This window comes from Sorangium sp. So ce887 (genome assembly GCF_051521455.1).
In the GTDB taxonomy this organism is placed as follows: domain Bacteria; phylum Myxococcota_A; class Polyangia; order Polyangiales; family Polyangiaceae; genus Sorangium.
In genome coordinates, this window is sequence record NZ_CP150354.1 from 8,589,857 (window position 1) to 8,603,286 (window position 13,430).

15 protein-coding genes and 1 pseudogene are annotated in these 13,430 nt (G+C 70.5%); 12 read left to right on the plus strand and 4 right to left on the minus strand.

What is annotated here, in order from left to right:
- Window positions 1–129: 129 nt before the first annotated feature.
- From WMF36_RS31950 to WMF36_RS31975, 6 genes are all read left to right on the plus strand, one after another.
- A complete protein-coding gene (locus tag WMF36_RS31950; RefSeq protein WP_437574548.1) occupies window positions 130–534 on the plus strand; it encodes a hypothetical protein in 405 nt (134 codons plus the stop codon).
- A gap of 31 nt (window positions 535–565) precedes the next feature.
- Window positions 566–1,447 carry a DUF692 domain-containing protein gene (locus WMF36_RS31955; protein WP_437574549.1) on the plus strand — a complete coding sequence of 294 codons (882 nt, stop codon included), beginning with the start codon at window positions 566–568 and terminating at the stop codon, window positions 1,445–1,447.
- A gap of 22 nt (window positions 1,448–1,469) precedes the next feature.
- A complete protein-coding gene (locus tag WMF36_RS31960) occupies window positions 1,470–2,441 on the plus strand; it encodes an HvfC/BufC N-terminal domain-containing protein (RefSeq protein ID WP_437574550.1) in 972 nt (323 codons plus the stop codon).
- Between the two features lie 38 nt (window positions 2,442–2,479).
- Entirely contained in the window at window positions 2,480–3,178 is a 699-nt protein-coding gene (locus WMF36_RS31965) for an RNA polymerase sigma factor (protein WP_437574551.1), read from the plus strand.
- A complete protein-coding gene (locus tag WMF36_RS31970; protein WP_437574552.1) occupies window positions 3,168–3,848 on the plus strand; it encodes an NrsF family protein in 681 nt (226 codons plus the stop codon). The genes WMF36_RS31965 and WMF36_RS31970 overlap by 11 nt, the downstream gene beginning before the upstream one ends.
- 156 nt (window positions 3,849–4,004) lie before the next feature.
- Window positions 4,005–5,285, plus strand: a complete 1,281-nt coding sequence (locus WMF36_RS31975) for a lactonase family protein (RefSeq protein ID WP_437574553.1) — start codon at window positions 4,005–4,007, stop codon at window positions 5,283–5,285.
- Between the two features lie 48 nt (window positions 5,286–5,333).
- On the opposite strand, the gene WMF36_RS31980 is transcribed toward WMF36_RS31975, so the two are convergent.
- Window positions 5,334–5,792 (minus strand): VOC family protein, encoded by a 459-nt coding sequence (locus WMF36_RS31980; RefSeq protein ID WP_437574554.1) that lies wholly within the window; start codon window positions 5,790–5,792, stop codon window positions 5,334–5,336.
- Window positions 5,793–6,049: 257 nt separating this feature from the next.
- Between WMF36_RS31980 and WMF36_RS31985 the strand changes: the two genes are divergently transcribed.
- A complete protein-coding gene (locus tag WMF36_RS31985) occupies window positions 6,050–6,349 on the plus strand; it encodes a hypothetical protein (protein ID WP_437574555.1) in 300 nt (99 codons plus the stop codon).
- Window positions 6,350–6,429: 80 nt separating this feature from the next.
- Window positions 6,430–7,434: a hypothetical protein gene (locus tag WMF36_RS31990; protein ID WP_437574556.1), complete on the plus strand. Its 1,005-nt coding sequence runs from the start codon at window positions 6,430–6,432 to the stop codon at window positions 7,432–7,434.
- A 136-nt stretch (window positions 7,435–7,570) separates the two neighbouring features.
- Here the strand turns inward: WMF36_RS31990 and WMF36_RS31995 are convergent, their stop codons facing one another.
- Entirely contained in the window at window positions 7,571–7,978 is a 408-nt protein-coding gene (locus WMF36_RS31995; RefSeq protein ID WP_437574557.1) for a hypothetical protein, read from the minus strand.
- Between the two features lie 593 nt (window positions 7,979–8,571).
- Between WMF36_RS31995 and WMF36_RS32000 the strand changes: the two genes are divergently transcribed.
- Window positions 8,572–8,919: a hypothetical protein gene (locus WMF36_RS32000; RefSeq protein ID WP_437574558.1), complete on the plus strand. Its 348-nt coding sequence runs from the start codon at window positions 8,572–8,574 to the stop codon at window positions 8,917–8,919.
- Between the two features lie 92 nt (window positions 8,920–9,011).
- Here the strand turns inward: WMF36_RS32000 and WMF36_RS32005 are convergent, their stop codons facing one another.
- Entirely contained in the window at window positions 9,012–9,305 is a 294-nt protein-coding gene (locus WMF36_RS32005) for a hypothetical protein (RefSeq protein WP_437574559.1), read from the minus strand.
- A gap of 351 nt (window positions 9,306–9,656) precedes the next feature.
- On the opposite strand from WMF36_RS32005, the pseudogene WMF36_RS32010 reads away from it, so the two are divergent.
- The 3 genes and pseudogenes from WMF36_RS32010 to WMF36_RS32020 all read left to right on the plus strand — a co-directional run bounded on the left by WMF36_RS32010 (window position 9,657) and on the right by WMF36_RS32020 (window position 12,238).
- Window positions 9,657–10,716: pseudogene (locus tag WMF36_RS32010) on the plus strand (IS1 family transposase).
- A gap of 274 nt (window positions 10,717–10,990) precedes the next feature.
- On the plus strand, window positions 10,991–11,362 hold the full coding sequence (locus WMF36_RS32015) for a hypothetical protein (RefSeq protein WP_437574560.1): 372 nt from the start codon (window positions 10,991–10,993) through the stop codon (window positions 11,360–11,362).
- Between the two features lie 378 nt (window positions 11,363–11,740).
- The gene (locus WMF36_RS32020; protein WP_437574561.1) at window positions 11,741–12,238 is read left to right on the plus strand and encodes a hypothetical protein; all 498 of its coding nucleotides are present in this window, start codon (window positions 11,741–11,743) and stop codon (window positions 12,236–12,238) included.
- A 29-nt stretch (window positions 12,239–12,267) separates the two neighbouring features.
- Here WMF36_RS32020 and WMF36_RS32025 read toward each other — a convergent pair whose 3' ends face one another.
- Complete coding sequence (locus WMF36_RS32025) at window positions 12,268–13,050, minus strand: IS630 family transposase (protein WP_437573855.1); 783 nt, start codon at window positions 13,048–13,050, stop codon at window positions 12,268–12,270.
- Between the last annotated feature and the right edge of the window lie 380 nt (window positions 13,051–13,430).

A 13,430-nucleotide genomic window follows, 5' to 3' on the forward strand; every position in this document is an offset into this window, starting at 1 on the left:
CAGTGAGCCGTTGCGGCGCCGTGGCGGGTCTGGGAAACATGGCGCTCCGGACGCCGCCGGGAAACCGGATCACGCCTCGCCCGTAAGGGGTGCAGGCCCGTCGATGACGAGAACCAGAGGAGCCACACGATGCTGTCGAAGAAGAGCATTTACGAGACGCTCGCCGCGCTGAGCGCCGGTGCCATGCTGATGAGCGGCTGTGGCGGCGCGCAGGCGCCGGTCAACGCGACCGAGGTCCCCGCCGAGCAGGAGGCGACCCCGGTCGCGCCGGCCGAGCCCGCGCCGGCCGAGACCACCTCCGGCGACGCCGCCGCGGGCGCGAACGTCCCCGCGGCCCCGGCCGCGCCGGAAGCCCCGGCGGCGCCGCCCGCGAGCGACGTGCAGTCCGCCGCGACGGCGCCGCAGGTCGCCCCCACGGCCACCCCGGCGCCCGTCCCGCCCACGCCGACCGCCGCCCCGGCCAAGCCCGCCGCGAAGAAGCCGGGCGCCAAGAAGGCCGGCCACGCGGGCTGTGGCCAGGGCACCTGCGGCTGATCCCGATCGGCCCTGCCCGCCCCGCACCCCCATGACCGGCAGCGCGCTCACCGGCGTCGGCCTCGGGCTCCGATGGGAGTTCCTCGACGAGGTGCTCGCGGCGCTCGATGCGCCCGGCGAGGGCGCGCGCGGCGCGGCGCTGCCCGTCCCCTTCTTCGAGCTCTCCCCCGAGAACTACATGCGCCGCGGCGGCTACTTCCCCGCCGCGATCGAGCGCGTCCGGGAGCACCGCGCGATCCTGACGCACGGGCTCACCCTGTCGGTCGGCGGGGTCGATCCGCTCGACGACGGCTACCTGCGCGCGCTGCGGGGGTTCGTCGATCGGCTCGATCCCCCCTTCCACAGCGATCACCTGTGCTTCTCCGGCGTGGGCGGCAGGTTCCTCCACGACCTCTTGCCGCTCCCGCTCACCTCCGCGGCCGCCGCCCACGCCGCCGCCCGCATCCGCGAGACGGAGGAGCGGCTCGAGCGCCCGATGGCGATCGAGAACATCACCTACTACCTGGTCCCGGGCCGCGCCTCGCTCGACGAGGCCGACTTCCTCGTCGAGGTGCTCGAGCGCGCCGGCTGCGGGCTCCTGCTCGACGTGAACAACGTCTACGTCAACGCCCGGAACCACGGCTTCGACCCGGCCGCGTACCTGGAGAAAATTCCACCTGCACGCGTTGTCTCGATGCATGTGGCCGGGCATGCGTGGCGCGACGACGCGGAGGTCCTCGTCGACACGCACGGCGCGCCGGTCATCGAGCCCGTGCTCGACCTGCTCGCCCGCGCGGTCGCGCGGACCGGGCCGGTGCCGGTCGTGCTGGAGCGCGACAACGAGGTGCCGCCGCTCGAGGCGCTGCTCGCCGAGCTCGCCGAGGTCGACGCGGCGTACCGGCGCGGGCTCGCGGCGCGCGAGGCGCGGGCGTGAGCGCGGCGCGCGAGGCGCGGGCGTGAGCGCGGCGCGCGGAGACGCGGGTGTGAGCGCGGCGCGCGAGGCGCTGAACGAGCCGCCGCCGGAGCTCGCGGCGCTGCAGCGGGCGCTCCAGCTGAGCGTGAGCGCGCCGGACGGCGAGGCGATCGCGGCCGATCCGCGCGCGTGGCTCGCCCGCGCCGGGCTCGAGGGGCCGGACCTCGAGGCGATGGCCGCGCTCCCGCCGAAGCGGCTGCTGCTCTACCGGGGCCTCATCCGCCGCGGGCTGACAGGCGCGATCCGCGCCGGGATCCCGCGGACCGCGGCGCGCCTCGGTGCCCGGTTCGAGGCGGACGCGGCGCGCTTCCTCGACGTGGAGCTGCCCCGCTCGCGCTACCTCCGCGACGTCGCCTTCGATTTCGTGGGCTTCGCGGCGCCGCGCTGGGCCGAGGACCCGGAGGTGCCCGCCTACCTCGCGGATCTCGCGCGCCATGAGCTCGCCGCCTTCGCGGCGTCGTTCGCCGAGCCGGACGGGGAAGAGGCCGGCGCAGCGGGTCGACCGGACCCGACAGGTGACCCGGGTGCGCCGGACGCGCCGGACGCGCCCGCCTCCGGCGACGAGCTCTCCCTCGACCGCGGCGTGCGCTTCCAGCCGGCCGCGGCGCTCGTGCGCCACGAGCACGCGGTCCACAGGCTGCAGGGCGCCGAGTCGGCGCGCGACGTGCCGGCGCGCGAGCCCACGCGCCTGCTCGTGTACCGCGACGCCGGGCACGACGTGCGCTTCCTCGAGCTCACGCCGCTCGCGGCCGAGCTCCTCGGCCGCCTCCTCGCGGGCGCCACGCTCGGCGAGGCCGTGGTCCAGGGCTGCGCTGCGCTGGGGCACCCGGTCGACGGCCCGGTGCTGGAGAGCACCGCGGCCCTCCTGAGCGACCTCGCCGAGCGCGGGGCGCTCCTCGGACCGTCGCGCCGCGGGCCGCAGGCCCCGGGCGCGCCGAGCGAGACGCCACGCTGATCGCCGGCGCGCAACGGGTGTATGCCGTCGGAGCCGCCATGGACGAGCTCGCCCTGAACGCAGCGATGGACCGGTACGCGTGCGGCGACGCGCGCGCGTTCGCGGAGCTGCACCGCGCGCTGTCGACGCGCCTCCTCGCGTACCTCACCCGCATGTGCGGCTCCGAGACGCTCGCCGGCGACCTGGCGCAGGAGACGTTCCTGCGGATGCACCGCGCCCGATCGACCTTCGCCCAGGGCGGCGCCGTCACCCCGTGGGCCTACGCCATCGCGCGGAACGCGTACCTCGACCACGCGCGCGCCCAGAAGCACCGCAGCACCGAGCGCCTCCCGAGCGATCCTGGCGCGGAGCCGCCGGACGCGGACGGCGCCGACGGCGAGGCGGTCGCGATCGCCTCCGAGACGGCGCGGGCGGTCGAGCGCGTGCTCTCGTGCCTCCCGGCGTCGCAGCGCGAGGCGTTCGTCCTGCTCCGGTACGAGGGGCTGAGCGTGCAGGACGCCGCGGCGATCCTGGGGACGACCGGGACCGCGGTGAAGCTCCGCGCGTTCCGCGCCTACGAGGCGCTGCGCGCCGCGCTCGAGGAGCTCAAGCGGCGGCCCGGGGCGGAACGAGGCGCCGACAGGAGCGTAGAAAAGGGCCAGGAGAAGAGCGACAGGCCCGCGGCCGCGAGGCCGGAGCGGAGCGGTCGCCGTGGCAAGGGACAGGCGGGCGTCCGGGGAGGTGTCGATGGCGAATGAGCACGACCTGCTGAGGGGGATCGACGACATCCCCGATCCCGCGGCCCACCTCGCCGCGCGCCCGCCGCCCGCCCTGGCGGAGGCGCCGGCCGAGCCGTCGCTGACGCGCCCGGCGCGCGAGCGCCGCGCCCTGAGCGCGACCCTGGCCGGGCTCGCCTGGGTCCTGCTCTTCAGCTGGAGCGAGGGCCTCCGCGACGACCTCGGGTCACCCCGGGTGGTCGTCCCGCTCGCCGTCGTGGCGGTGCTCTCCGGCCTCGGCCTGCTGCTCGCGCTGAGGCCGCGCGCCCGGGGGCTGCCGGCGAGCGTGAGGGCGATCCAGGCGCTCGCCGTCGCGGTGCCGGTCGGATTCCTGGCCGCGGCCGTCGTGAGGTCGCGCGTGTCCGACCCGCCGGTGCCTCTGGAGCTGCACCTCCAGTGCATCGTGAGCGCCCTCTGCACGGCGCTCGTGCCGTTCGCGCTGGCGGCGCTCGTGCTGCGCCGCTCGTTCCTCTCGGCGCCGGCGTGGCGCGGCGCCGCGATCGGGTCCCTGTGCGGCCTCGGGGTGGTGGTTGGCGTCGAGGCGCACTGCGCGCTCGACGATCTCCTCCACGTCGCCTTCGCCCACGGCCTCCCGATCGCGGCCGGCGCGCTCCTCGGCGCCGCCGCCGGGGCGCTGCGCGGGCGCGCCTGAAGCGCCGCGCCGCATCGTGCGCCCTCCCCGGAAAGCGCCGCGCGGGGCGCGTCGGCCAAGCACGCCTCGCCCCGCATCGCGACGGGGAGCGCCGTGGCGCTTGCCCCGCGGCGCAGTCCGGGGATAACCCAGGTCCAGGTGAACGTGGATCGATCGATGCAGCGCACCTTCCTCTGCCTGGTGGCCGGACTGTGGCTCGGATGCGGCCGAGCCGGCGCCGGGACCGCGAACAACGGCGCGACGACGGGCACCTCCGGGAGCGGCGGTGACAGCATGAGCCAAGGCAACGGCACGACCAGCACCGGCACCGGCGGCAACGGCAGCAGCGCGAGCAGCACCGGCGCCGGCACCGGCACCGGCGGTGGCGCCGGCGGTGGCGCGCAGCCCACCGGCGCGCCCCTGGTTTACGTCGGGGGCCACGAGGGCATCTACGTCTTCCGCCTGGACGACGCCGACGGCGCGCTCTCGGCCGTGCAGGGCCCGCTCGACGCCGAGATGAACCCGACCTTCCTCGCCGTCGATCCCGCGCGCCAGCGCCTCTTCGCGGTGAACGAGCTGAGCGAGGTGGACGGGGAGATGTCGGGGGCGGTCAGCGCGTTCCGGATCCACCCGCAGGCCGGGACGCTCGAGCTCATCAACCGGGTCTCGTCGAAGGGCCAGGGCCCTGCCCACCTGTCCACGGATCGGTCCGGGCGCTTCGTCCTCGTCGCCAACTACGGCGGCGGGACGGCGGCGGTGCTCCCCGTCGGCCAGGAGGGCGCGCTCGGCCAGGCGGCCTCCGAGGTGTCCTTCGGGCGCCGGACGAGGTCGCACCACGCCGTGACCGATCCGGCCAACGGGTTCGCCTTCGTCACGAACCTCGGGAGCAACGCGATAGCCCAGCTCACCTTCGACGCGGAGACGGGCCGGATGGAGCCGAACGACCCGCCGGCGCTCTCGTTCTCCGCGGGCACGGCGCCCCGGCACCTCGAATTCCACCCGAACGGCCGGTTCGCCTACGTGATCAACGAGTCCGCCGACTCGATTACCACCCTGAGCTACGATCCGTCGCGCGGGACGCTGTCCGCCCTCGACACCGTCTCGACGCTCCCCGACGGCGTGAGCGGCGAGGAGAACGCGTGCGCCGAGATCCAGGTGTCCCCGTCGGGCAAGTTCGTTTACGGGTCGAACCGGGGTCACGACAGCATCGCCATCTTCGCGGTTGATCCCGAGCGGGGCACGCTCACGCCCGCCGGCCACGCGTCGACGCGGGGCAAGACGCCGCGCCATTTCCAGATCGCGAAGACAGGCAAGCTGCTGCTGGTCGCGAACCAGGATTCGGGGAACATCGTCGCGTTTCACGTGGACGAGGCGACGGGCGCCCTCGAGCCGACAGGCCGGGTCACGGAGGTCCCCGAGCCCACCTATGTCGGGATCGTGGCCGAGCTGGGCCGGTGACCGGGGCGCCCTCCCCTGGGCACGCCCCCGGGCCCTCCGGTGGATTCGCTACATCGCCGCGACGCGCCTCTGCTTGTCTTCCAGGGAGAGGTCCTCGATCCGGTGCGCGAGGCCCCAGCGATGGCCGTACGGATCGCGGAGCCAGGCCATCCTGTCTCCGAACGGCTGATCCTGCGGCGGGCGCTCGATCGTCGCGCCCGCCGCGGCGGCCTGCGCGGCGAGCGCGTCCACGTCCTCCACGTAAACGACGATGCTCGCGCTGGTGCCCTTCAGCGTCTCGGGGCTGACGGCGCCGAGCTCGGGATACTCATCCGACAGGAAGAACCGGGCTCGACCGATCGACAGCTCGGCGTGGCCGATCCGCCCATCGGGCATCGTGACGCGCCAGTCCTCGCGCGCGCCGAAAGCGCGCTTGTAGAAATCGATCGCCTCCACGGCGTTGCGCGCGCTCAGGTAGGGAAAGCACGTCTGACCTTCGGGGACGGGGGGTACCTGGCTCTTCGTCATCGTCGCGCTCCTTGGTGCTCGAATCGCATCGCGATCGTTCCCGGGGGAACGGCGGATGTCGCCTTCCTGCCTAGAGGATCGCGCCGCCGACGTATTGGAAGAAATTTACCTGCGCGCCTTGGATGCCGATGAGCCCGCCTTCTCGGTCGGCGCCGGTCGCGTCCCCGTCACCTCACCCATGGCTCTCCTCTGCCCCCATCGCCCAGTGCTCCTTGACGCAAGCGTCATCTACACGTATGCCCTCTCACAACAACTGCGTGAGCTGCGCAAAGACCTCGTGCTGCAACGAGTACGACGCGAGCGCCGGTGATGCTCGCTGTGTTTGCCTTGTCGACTGCCTGGCCGGCGACAACCCAGTCTCTATCTGCACCCTGCCCGACAACTGCGGCCCCGCCGATCGGGTCTTCACGGAGGCAGCCTCGTGCCTGGACGACGCCTGTCAGGCGCAGTGCCCGAGCCCGGGCGCTCTCGGCGCCGACTCGACAGACCGCGCGCCGCCCAGCGGCGCGAAAGACGTCGGCGTCGGGGACTCTCCGTTCGCCGGAGACGCCCCATGAACGCGAGCGCTTAGCGGACGTTCGAGGTCGTCGAGCACGGACGGTGGGACACGTCGGAACCGAAGCAGGAACTCATGGTCATGCCCACTGAATCGACCGAGCGCGCGACCGTTGTCGCGGTCGGCGACGAGCTCGCCGGCACCCACGTCTGGCACGTCCTGAGCCACGCGCTTCAGGTGAGGCTTTCCCTCGACGAGCGCGAGGGTCTACCAGGGCTCATCCGGCACAGCGAGAGGCAGGAGACCACGGGCCCGATCTGCGACTCGGGACGCTTCGCCACGGCCCTGGTGGGAAAGTTGCGCGTCGACCGGCGAGGCGAGCTCGCGGACGCGATCGTGTCGTTGCTGGGCGGCGGCCCGATCGACGCCGACCCGATGCCCTGGCTCAACGAGGTTCAAGGAAAGATCGCCATCAGGAGCCAGACGGCCGCAGCGCACCGCGCCTGCGGGCACCACGAGATGGCGAGCCTGGTCGAGAACACCCTGTCGCTCGACCTCCGGGTGGCGCTGAGAGAGCGGCTTTGCGCCGATGGGCGCCGCGACCTCGCGGATGCCATCTCGAGGGCGACCTATGCCTACGAAGAACAGGAGCGCTGCGAAACAGGAGCGCCGGCTCCGGCCCAGCCGCCCGTACCGGCTACGAAGTACGAGCCCCCGCCCGATGTCGCTGCCCGCTGGGCCCTCGCCGACGCGCTCGGCCGCACCCACCCCGCGGGCGTCCTGGCCTATGCGCTCGTCACCAAGCTTCGCTCCGAGGGCCGCGACGTGCTCGCAGGCTCGCTCATGATGTTCTGGGCGCGCGGCATTGCCGGGCCGATCGTCGACCCGGCACGGCTCGCGGCCGACCTGGTCGCTCAGCTCCGCGTCGAAGGACGCGGGGAGCTCGCGGACACCATCGCATTGCTGCTGCGGGGCGCCGTCATCGATCGCGATCCGTGCGACATCATGGCAGTCTGGATGAACGAGCTCGCCGGACCGATCGTCGCCCCAGAACCGCTCGCCGCCGCGCTGGTCTCGGTCCTCCGGAGGCAGCAGCACGACAAGCTCGCGGACGGCGTCGAGGCCTTGATGCGCCCGAACCAGTGAGCGCACATCTCCGTCGCGCCCGAGAGCGAGCCGATCGCGATCTCGATCGCGCGCGCCGGGGGGAGCGTCTCAGCTCGACTCCGCCTATTCAGGAAAGCGAAGCGTCTCCACGGCGACGCCGCCCTTCCGCCTGTCGTCACCCCGGACGCCGATCCATCCATCGACGCTGAGGTAGCCTGCGCCAGCCGCGCCGGCAGCGCGCCCGCGGTCGACACCGTCCGCCGCCTGCCCCAGGTGTGCACACCTCGCTGCCCGCGCCGGTCCCTCCACGGCCCTTGCCCTCTGGATTGTCCGCGGGCTCCGGCTGCTGCCCTGGAGCGCCATCGCGCCCCTCGTCGATGCCGCCGTCACCCCCGTATCCGCGCGTATACTCGATGCCGTCGTCGCACACGGTCACCACCGTCCGGGCGCCCGTCACGACGTCCGCCGTGCAGGCGTCCGCGCCGTCGTTCCCCTTCACCCCGTCCTTCGCCCGGTCGCCCGGCACGTCCTCTCCCGCCTCCCCGTCCGTGCCGTTGCCCGCGACGCCCTCGCTCGCTCGCACGATCGCCTGTCCGCTGCCGGCGCGAGCGCTGGATCCCCGTCACAAGGAGACGGCTCGGGAGGAGGGAGCTCACACCGCTAGAAATCCGCGCAGCTCTCGGAGTAGCAGCCGGAAATGCCGAGGGCGCCCCCCAAGCCCAGCGCGACGAGCGTGAGAGACCGACGAGCGTGACGCATGAGGGCACGGAACGGTGCCGCCCGCGCGAAGTCAATCGGCCTGAGCTGACCTGTGGGCGAGAAAAGGCGGCCTGACGTCGGAATGTCAAACTGTATGCGCCGGACGCGCCCCCGCGGGCGAAGGTGGCGCACAGTCCTTCTTCGCAGCCTGCCGCGCGGCATGCCGAGCCTCGGTCCGACTTCCTCCGTGAACGCATTCGGGCTCAACACATCCCGGCCCACCCTGCGGCCAGCATGCCGCCGGGCCGCCAGCCAGCGCGGCGCTGGCCACGGAGGCCGTTCCGGGCACGGACCTCCCCGGGCCGCTTTCGTGCTGGCGAGGCCCGGGCCGGGGAGGGTGATGTATACCCGAGCAGAGCGCCGCGGCGAACGCTCCCTGCTGGTGCGGGACTCGCGGCCTACTGCCGGAGGTGAAGCATGTCGATGCGCGCGAAAGGGATGGTGCTCTTGAGCCTCGGCCTCGGCCTTGGCCTTGTCTGCGCGAGCTGTGCCAAGAGCGAGGAAGACGTCCAGGAGGAGTTCGATACGATCGTCGCCGAGTCGAACGCGTGCAACGACGCCTCTGAATGCGTCTATGCGTCGCCCGGTTGCCCGCTCGGGTGTTTCGTGGCCGTGAACAGCACCAAGAAAGCGGTTGTGGAAGAGGAGGCGCGCGCGCTCATCGAGGACTACGAGCGCTGGGGGCGGGCGTGCGCGTACGAATGCGTCGAGCCGGGCCCGATCGAGTGCACCGAGGGCCGCTGTCAGGGGGGTGACTCGCCCTGACGCGCGGCTCACCGCGAGCCTTGGTCCCCTCGCGACCGCCCTCGCCCGCGACCACAACGCGTCCTGGTCCCCTCGCGACCGCGCGGTACTGCTCAATTTTGAGCAATGGGCCCGGTGTGCCGTTGACGCCTGACTCGATGCTTTAGCCAGGCCATCAGCTCTTCCTCACCCTCTACCTCCCACCCTTCCCGCTTCATCAATTCGATGTAGGCCATGTGTGCCTGAGGCAGGATCTGGACCGCTAGATCTTCGGCGTCCTCGGACAGGGAGACTCTGACCTCGCCGCGTTCGGCGTCCTCCTCCACAGCGTTGACCTTCCGCTGCCGGTCAGCCTCGACCGTAGAGTCCACCCTCGGAACTTTGGTAATCTCCACAACCTTGGTCATGGCATGACCACCGTTCTCCAGGACGAGTCGCGCACGCATGGGCGAGACGCTATCACATGCATGCCGCCACCGATCCGCCAGTCCACATCGAGGGGGAGCGAGGCCGTCAAACAGGCTGTAACCGCGCCTGTTTGGCTATGACATCGTGTGTCCTAGCTACACCGAAACGCCGGAAAATTCAGGCGTTTCGTGCTCTGTTCCAGGGTACTTAACAAAGCGCCCTGTCCCCGGCTGGACCCCGAAGACAGGGCTGCGGAACACCGGACGGTGGCCCGTCCAGCGCACCTCGCACGCGCATCATGGGCCGCCGCTTGGGGAGAGGCAAGGCCCTGCATGGCACACGTGCTGCCGATGACGAAGCGCGTTGAGGTCGTCGCACATCTTGTCGAGGGAGCGGGCATCCGCCCCACGTCGCGGCTCACCAGCGTGAGCCAGCCTGCGATCCTGTCGCTGCTGCTTCGCGTCGGCGACGGCTGCGCGGCGCTCCACAACCGGCTCGTGCGCGACGTCGACTGCCGGACGGTCCAGGTCGACGAGATCTGGAGCTACGTCCAGAAGAAGCAGGCGGGCGTCCAGCCGGGCGACTCGCCCGAGGTCGGCGAGGCGTACGTGTTCGTTGGCATGGCGAGCGCGTCGAAGCTCGTGATCTCCTACCGCGTGGGGAAGCGCGACGACGAGAACACGCGCGCGTTCATCGCCGATCTGCGGGCCCGCCTGATGACCATCCCGCAGCTCTACAGCGACGGCTGGCAGCCCTACACCACGGCCGTCGGCGAGTCGTTCGCGCTCGCCGGCTCGGTCGACTACGCCCAGGTCGTCAAGAACTACAGCCGGAAGGCGCGCCGGGACGACGACCACCGGTACGAGCCGCCGCGCGACCCGTTCATCACGCGCACTCCCGTGTTCGGCGTGCCCGACGTGAAGCGGGCGAGCACAAGCCACGTCGAGCGGCAGTACCTCACGATCCGGATGCACATCCGCCGCTTCACGCGGCTCTGCAACGGCTTCAGCAAGCGCCTGCCGCACCACAAGGCGGCGGTCGCGTTGCACATGGCGTTCTACAACTTCTGCCGCCCGCACGAGGCGCTACGCGTCACGCCCGCCATGGAGGCGGGGGTGGCCGATCACGTCTGGAGCATCGAAGAGCTCGTCACGGCGGCGCTCGCCGAGACGCCCACGGAGCCGCCGAAGCCGAAGGCGCTGAAGCTGCCGGAGCAGCCCGCCGGGACGCCCACGGCGCCCGCCAGAGCCCTGCCGAACGGGCGCGGGTTCCTCCGGCTAGTCGGGAGCGTTCCGGCTGCGCCTGTGGCGCCTACGCCAGCTCCGGAGCCCCCGCCGTCAGAGCCACCGCCCGCGCCGCGTGCGGATGGTGCAGTTGAGCCTGTTCGGCGAGCCTGACAGCACGGGGTAAGGGCATCCGGTGCGTCGAGCCGCCCGTGAAGGCGGGCAAGGCGGCCAAGAAAAGGGGCGCGTCGAGCTCAGCTACCCTGTCGGTCACGCGGCAATGCTTGCATTGGTGGAGCAGTTCTGTACCTGGTCACTCAATGGGCCACCTGATTTTCGGGCAATAATCTCCTTGACGTCCCGGTGGCATGCGGTCCACGCTTCGGTACAGAGGCGCGGGGGTGCCGTGTCTCAGGCCGCAAACCGCACACGCGGAAGTGGACCAACAGGAGGTTCAGACGATGGATACGGGAGTAAGCTACGAGGAGCACGTGACGCGCGTCAGGTCGGAAGCCGCGCGAATTTTCAACGCCGTCGGTGCAAGCGGTTGGGAGGAAGTCCCGAAGCCCAGCAACAGGCCCAGGGTTGGCGAGCGGCCGTTGTCGACGTCGGGCGCTTTCGCCATCGATACCAACTACACGGTGCAAGGCTGGTTTTCTGTAACGTTTGACGGGCGGCCGGTGCCCATAACGGTCGTTCAGCAGTACACGAACCGCAGAAACTGGAACACGATCATTCTAAACGCGAATCGCGGCGAGTGCGCGTCTGATCAGGTGTTCCTTGAGCACGTTCAAGAGGAGCTGAGGCGCGAGGCCCGGCGCGTGCCAGTATAGCGGCGAACGACACGCCTGACGACTGCGGCCCAGCTCGGACGGGCCGCAGTCGGAGCCGCCGCCAGCGCCGGGACCGCGCAGGATGGTGCAGTTGTCGCTGTTCGACCCGTAGGCGAGGTTGACAAGGGCAAGTGCCGGACCAAGTCTCAGCGCCGGCTACCCACGTCCGGCTGCGGTCGTCCACACCCGCAGCGGACGACCGCCGTGTCGTATAGACAGTACGATCCACCCAGGACACGGCACGAAGACAACTGCTTCAATATTGTTGGATAGCGCGATGACGTGCTTGGTCATGTTCGAGGCCGAATCAAACACGGAGGTACCCATAGGATGTCAGAGAGCGGAGGAGCCGGGGATAAGTTGAATCGACTTTTCGGCATGTACAAGGCTGAGGAACAGCGTGTACGGGAGGACAAGACTCGCCGTGACAATGAGAAAAACGCGTTTTCTAACGCGGTTGACGAAGCGCTGAACACAGCGCTGAGGCCGGCGTTCGAGGAAGTGGCCTCTCGCTACAAGGAGAACGGGCTGAAGGCGGAGACTGGGGAAGGTAGGCCCATCACCTGCAACGGCGAGAAGTCCACAGAGGCGCACGTTGCCGGCGTGAAAAAGTCGCTGATCTCTATGAGGTTTCAGCTCATAAAGGGGTGGCTCTCGCCGAAGGATTTTAGGGTGCCTCATATGCCCGACTTGGGCATAGTGGCGGACAAGTCCAAGAGCAGGCTTGTGCTCTTCGTGACTGACCTTCGTGAGCCGTCGCCCGTGGCCCCGCGCGAGGTTGCCTCGTTCGATCCGACTGCGCTCACAAAGGAAGCAGTGGTTGATGCCATTGTCGAAACGCTTACCGAGGCCAACAACATCGGCAGGCGTCCCTAGTGGACTGTTCGACAAGTTTTTTAACATAATCACGCGGCATGCCGCTCAACCCAGCGGTGCATCTTCTGCCGCGTCCAGGACCACCTGAAAGGGTGAGCGTAGAGCTGGTCGTACTCCCGCCAGCTCACGTTCAGGTGCTCGACGAACTGCTGGCGGCTGTTCCAGCTGCCGCGCTTCAGGTAGCGCTCGCTGAATGCGCGCAGCAGCAACTCGGCCTGGTTGAGCCACGAGGCGTGCGCCGGCGTCACAAGCACGCGGACGTGCGGGTAGAGGGTACGCAGCAGGGTGGTGGTCTCCTGTGCGACGTGGGACGGGGCTCCGTCCCAGATCAGGTGCACGCGTCGCGCATTGCAGCACTCGTGGAGTAACTCGGGCAGGATCGCGCGCAGGTGCTCGCTATCGTTCCGGCTGGGGCACCACCCGCGCATCTTGCCCGTGTGCACATCGAGCACGGCGGCGAAGTTCACCGTCCCGTGCCGGATGTACTCGAACTCCTGGTGCTCGATCTGGCCGCGCCTCACGGGGCGGGTCGGTCGTCGACGTTCGAGCACCTGGATGTTCGGCTTCTCGTCGAAGCAAAGTACAACTTCGCCGCGCGCAGCTAGATCCGAGGCTCTTTCGTAGCACCACAGGATGCGCGTCGCCCTCCTCTCGAAGTCGGCATCGATCGTGGGCGTCTTCCAGTACCGCGAACGGTGGGGTTGGAGATCGGCGGTACGCAAGATCAGCGAGACGGTCGAGTGCGCGATTTTCGGCACCAGCCCACGCTCAGCCGCCACCTTCGCCAGGCTGCGTGTCGACCAGTGCGTCATGTGCAGCCCGAGCCCTGCGGGCTCACAACAGGCGAGCATCTCGAGGCCGACGCGTTGCAGAGGGGGAAAAAGCCCGGGGCCGACCTTCGCGAGGAGCGTCCTCGGCCGCCCGAACCCCCAACTTTTCGTACCGACGGCAGAGGTGCCAGATGGTCTCGCGCCTCTGCTCCACGTGCGCCGCCAGCTCCTCCACGACCGTCGCCGGGTCTGCCATGGCCAAGAGCACCCGAGCTCGGCGAGCGACGCGTTGCTCGGTGCGTCCATCGCGCACCAGCCGCTCCAGGTACGCCCGATCCTCCCGCGACAGCTCGATCCTCCTGGGTGGTCGTCCTCGCATGCCGAAGCTTACGCCACCCCGGGGAATATGTTAAAAAACTTAT